Annotated in this window: 4 protein-coding genes; all 4 read right to left on the bottom strand. The window is 46.6% G+C overall.

The genetic code is table 11. The features are described from left to right. Nucleotides 1–82: 82 nt before the first annotated feature. Genes VF500_RS28750 through VF500_RS28735 form a run of 4 tightly spaced genes read right to left on the bottom strand, consistent with a single transcriptional unit; the run spans nt 83 to nt 4,746 of the window. A complete protein-coding gene (locus VF500_RS28750) occupies nt 83–1,300 on the bottom strand; it encodes an ABC transporter permease (protein ID WP_330862949.1) in 1,218 nt (405 codons plus the stop codon). A gap of 12 nt (nt 1,301–1,312) precedes the next feature. After that, entirely contained in the window at nt 1,313–2,062 is a 750-nt protein-coding gene (locus tag VF500_RS28745) for an ABC transporter ATP-binding protein (protein WP_121234053.1), read from the bottom strand. After that, entirely contained in the window at nt 2,059–3,387 is a 1,329-nt protein-coding gene (locus VF500_RS28740) for an efflux RND transporter periplasmic adaptor subunit (RefSeq protein WP_330862948.1), read from the bottom strand. Before VF500_RS28740 ends, VF500_RS28745 begins: the two co-directional genes overlap by 4 nt. A gap of 12 nt (nt 3,388–3,399) precedes the next feature. Then, complete coding sequence (locus tag VF500_RS28735; protein ID WP_330862947.1) at nt 3,400–4,746, bottom strand: TolC family protein; 1,347 nt, start codon at nt 4,744–4,746, stop codon at nt 3,400–3,402. Nucleotides 4,747–4,972 lie beyond the last annotated feature (226 nt).

Below are 4,972 nucleotides of genomic sequence, written 5' to 3'. Positions count from 1 at the left end.
CATAATTTTATAACACTTCGCCGCCGCTCGGCTCAGCCGAGTGGCAACTATCTCACGGCCTCTGGCCGGCGATTATAATATTTTACTCATACCTCAACGCCTCAATCGGATCAAGCCTTGCAGCCTTCTGCGCCGGGTAGTATCCAAAAAAGATCCCCGTAATAGCACAAACCACAAATGATAACATCACCGATGATTCTGATACGATAGTTGGCCATGATAAAGTAAGCGTGACCAGGTTTGACGAAACAATTCCCAGTACCACGCCAATAATGCCACCAGTAATACTGATCAGGATGGCCTCCATCAAAAATTGCAGCATGATATCTTTTCCCCTCGCCCCGATAGACATGCGCAGGCCGATCTCGCGGGTACGCTCCGTTACCGAAACGTACATGATATTCATGATGCCGATACCGCCTATCACCAGGGAGATCCCGGCAATTACGGTAAGGAGTACAGTAAGTAAGCCGCTGGTTGAACTCAGGGTATTGATCAGCTCGGCCTGGGTGCGAACGGTGAAGTCGTTATCCTCGCTGTCGCGTAAACGGTGCGAATCGCGGAGGATCTGGGTCATTTCAGATACTGCGGCATCAGTCACCTGTTCGTTTGCTGCCGAGGCATAGATATTCTGGTAGTAAATAGTTGCCAGGATCCTTTTTTGGATAGTGGTATAAGGCGCTATCAGGATATCGTCCTGATCCTGTCCGAAAGCATTTTGCCCTTTGGGGTTTAATATACCGATGATCTGAAAAGGGATCTTGTTAAAGCGGATCACTTTACCTATTGGGTTTTCACCGTTAGGGAACAGGTTATCGATAACCGTTTGCCCTATCAAGCAAACTTTGGCCGAGGTCATCACATCCTGCTCGGTAAAGGCTATGCCGTCTTTTAAACTCAGCTTGCGGATATCCAAATAATCCGGGCTAACACCTTGTATAGTTGTAGGCCAGTTTAGCGCACCGTTAATGGCTTGCCCTTTAGACGTAATTGAAGGAGATAGTTCCGTTATGTATTGCGCTTTTTGCAAGGCAGTAATATCTTTTTGGGTAAGCGTTTGGAAGCTTGAACCTGCAATGCGCACACCGCCATTGAGGTTGCTGCTTGGTAATACAGTGATCATGTTTGAGCCCATACTCGATAGCTGATCGTGGATGCTTTGTTTTGATCCCTGCCCAATGGCTACCATTGCTATAACCGACGCCACACCGATGATGATACCGAGCATGGTTAAAAAGGCCCGCAGTTTGTTACGTTGCAGAGCTTTGTAAGCTATCCGGATCAGGTTAAATAAATTCATGGTTGCTTCGCTTTAATAGTCGTCAGAAATGGGTAAACCTGCAAGCACCTCTTTTGCAGATCGCTGATTGGCATTTGGGGTATCCTTCTGGATCCTGCCATCGCGCAATTGTATGGTACGGCTGCTGAAGGATGCTATATCAGGCTCGTGCGTTACAAACACAATGGTTTTTCCCTGCTGTGAATTGAGCTCCTGCATTAATGACATGATCTCGTAGGATGTGCGGCTATCCAGGTTGCCCGTTGCTTCATCGGCCAGGATCATTACCGGTTCATTCACCAGTGCCCGGGCTATGGCCACACGCTGCTGCTGCCCACCCGAAAGCTGGCTTGGTGTATGATCAAGCCGTTCGGCCAGTTTTACAGCTTCAAGCGCGTGGATGGCCCTCTCGCGGCGCTCGCTTACGCTGATCTCTTTGTTGTACAGAAGTGGCAGTTCCACGTTCTCCAGTGCCGATGTTCGGGGAAGCAGATTATATGCCTGGAAAACGAAACCTATTTTACGGTTACGAAGTTGCGCCAATTCATCGCGCGATAGCTTTTTTACATCTACGCCATCCAAAAAATAATCGCCTATCGAAGGTTTATCTAAACAGCCTAAAATATTAAGCAGGGTGGTCTTACCGCTACCGCTGCTGCCCATAATGGTTACAAACTCTCCGGCCTCAACCTCAAAGGAAATCCCTTTAAGCGCCCGTACGGTTTCGCTGCCCATCTGAAATTCACGTTTCAGCTCGCGGATATCTAAGATCTTCTTGCTCATTGCCGGCGACCTCCTCCTCCGCCACGCGGTCTTTGCGGCATAAACGGACTGCCGGTTGATTTAGCGGCCGCCGTTGATGAGCCTGAAGCTCCGCCGGTAAGACCTGTTATCACATCATCATCGGTTGTTAACCCCGATAGTACTTCAACCTGAGTATTGTCATTTAAGCCTGTCTGGATCTTTTTTCGAACTATCTTTTTACCCTGTAACACCCATATAATGGCGGTTTGCTTGTTTACACCGCTGCTGTCCTTACGGCTTTTGGCAGTATGGAGCGCTTGAGAGTTATCATTAGCTCCGCCGTTTCCTGCTCCGCCCGAGGCGCTGCTGCCTCCCTTACCGTTACTTCTTTTTTTACCACTTTTGTGCCCCAGCTTACCTATTATCTCATAATCTTTCATCAATGCCGAATCAGGTGTAAAACTCAAAGCTTTGGCCGGGATCAGTAAGGCGTTATTAACTTCTTTTGTGTAGATGATAATGCTGGCGGTCATGCCTGGTTTCAGTTTCATATCATCATTAGGGGCATTGATAATGGTAGTGTAAGTAACCACGTTTGAAGATACCGAAGGGTGCAGCCTGATATCTTCCACCGTGCCGGCAAACTGATCGTTTATAAAAGCATCTACAGTAAATGAAGCCCGCTCGCCTGCTTTTACATCGCCTATATCGGCTTCGTCCACATTGGCTTCAACTTCCATTTTGGTAATATCCTTGGCAAGCACAAACAAAGTAGGGGTACTGAAGCTTGCCGCAACGGTTTGGCCCACGCTCACATTACGGTTAAGCACCACGCCATCAATGGGCGAATAGATATCCGCATAAGATAAATTCTTTTCGGCCGAGCGGACCTGCGCCTCAGCGCTTTTAACCTGGGCTTTTGCAGCGTTCAGCGTATTAAGGGCGGTATCATAGTCGGCCTTGCTGATAGCATCGGTTTTAAATAACAGGTTTTGCCTTGCAAAATTGTTTTGCGCAAAAACCAGCTGGCTTTGTGCATTGAGCAGTGTGCCTTTGGCCTGGTCAACAGTGGCCTGCAACAGTGACTTATCCAGTTCGGCAATGAGCTGGCCTTTTTTAACTTTCGAATTAAAATCGGCATAAACATATTTAATAATGCCCGATACCTGCGTACCTACTGTTACGGTATCAACCGGCTCAATGCGGCCCGTAGCGGTTACGCTCTGGGCTATATAGCCTTTAGCTGGCTTTTGAGTTTGCAGCACAATGGGTTCTTCCTTTTTCCTGATGAACAGGAACCAGATGAGCACCAGTGCCACCACTATGCCTGCAATAATGAGTATCTTTTTATAACTGCTTTTCATGATAAACCGGTATTATAATGTAATAGGTACCCCCCTGTAAAAATCATAGATCTTTAATGTGAGCAAGGCATTGTATTTAGCCTGCACAAATGATTGTTGTGCCTGTACAAACAGGTTTTTCTGCAATAAAAAATCAACCGTATTGGCTACGCCAACTTTAAGCTGTTCGCTGGCAATGCGGTAGCTTTCCTTGCTGTATTTGTATTCTTCGGCGGCAGCATCAAACTGGCTGCGTGCGTTTTGTACGTTAATGTAAGCCCGCTCAACAGTTTGCGATAAGGTGATCTTCGTGTTTTTGAGATCGAGCTGTGATTGCTTTACGCTGATCTTAGCTTCTTCAACCTGCGTTTTTACCACTCGTTTGGTAAAGATCGGGATGGCTAGGGTAAGCCCCAGTTGCTGGTAAAAGTTATTGTTGATCTGGTTGCCGAATGATACGCCCTGTCCGTTGGCATATCCAGTATTGAGCGATGCACCTGCTGTAATAGTAGGTTTGTAACCTGCTTTGGCTTTCTCCACGTCAAACAGTGCTATCTTAACGCCTAACTCACCGTTTTTAACCTCCGGGCGGTTTTGCAGGGCTGTTTGCTCAGCTTCGCGGAAGGAGGAAATACTGTCGATTGGAGCAATTACCGTATCGGGCTGCATGATATCGAAACTCAGATCTGTCGGTAATACCAGTAATTGCTTTAGGGTAAGCAGATCGTTGCGTACAGCATTTTTTGAGTTTACCAATGTATACTGATCAGTTGCCTGCTGGGCCTGCAGTTGGATCAGGTCTTTACGGGCCACGCTGCCTACATTGTACCGTTGTTGCTGCAATTTAACCTGTGCCTGGGTTGTGCTGAGCAGATCGGTATTGTAAATAATAGTTTCCTTATCTAACAGTACGGTGAGGTAAGCCTGGGTTATCTGTAAAATAATATCATTTTCCTGCTGAAGGATGCCCAGGTTTGCTGATTGTACCTGCAGATTTTTTTGAGCGATGTTGTTATTGATGTAACTGCCGTTGTAAAGCGTTACATTCGAGCTTACTCCATACGATCCGGAAATGTTATAGCCCGAATGCCTGCCGTTATCGCCATTACTGAAATTATTGCCGTGGGCAAAAGTTTGCGAACCTGTAGCAGAAAGATCGGGCAAGCGGGAGGCTTTGGCTAATAAATATTCCTGCTGGCTGGTTTGCTGCGACAGGCGCAGCGAATTGATCTGGATATTGTTCTTTTTGGCATAGTCAATACACTTGGCCAAATCCCATTTAAGTGATTGGCCCACCAGCGTGCTATCCTGTGCGTGAAGGCGCAAACTGCCCGTGAGCAAAAAAAAGAACGTTATGATATGTTTTACTTTCAATGGCATAGTTTTAAAAATTATACCTGTAGCGGCTGATACCAACTTAGTTGTGCAAGTAAGAATGCCGGCTTCGGGCAAAATGTTTTAGTATGACTACGCTTAGCTGTGTAAGTAATGTATTATTTTTATTACGGTAAGTGCCTGAGAGGTAGGTTTGTAGTTGAAAATGTGCACTGTGATATGCTCAGGGCGGGTTTAATGCGCTTGTGTAAAGAGTTTTTTACGCGACATG

The organism is Mucilaginibacter sp., assembly GCF_036383575.1.
GTDB lineage: Bacteria > Bacteroidota > Bacteroidia > Sphingobacteriales > Sphingobacteriaceae > Mucilaginibacter.
This window is presented reverse-complemented; position numbering and strand designations above follow the sequence as displayed.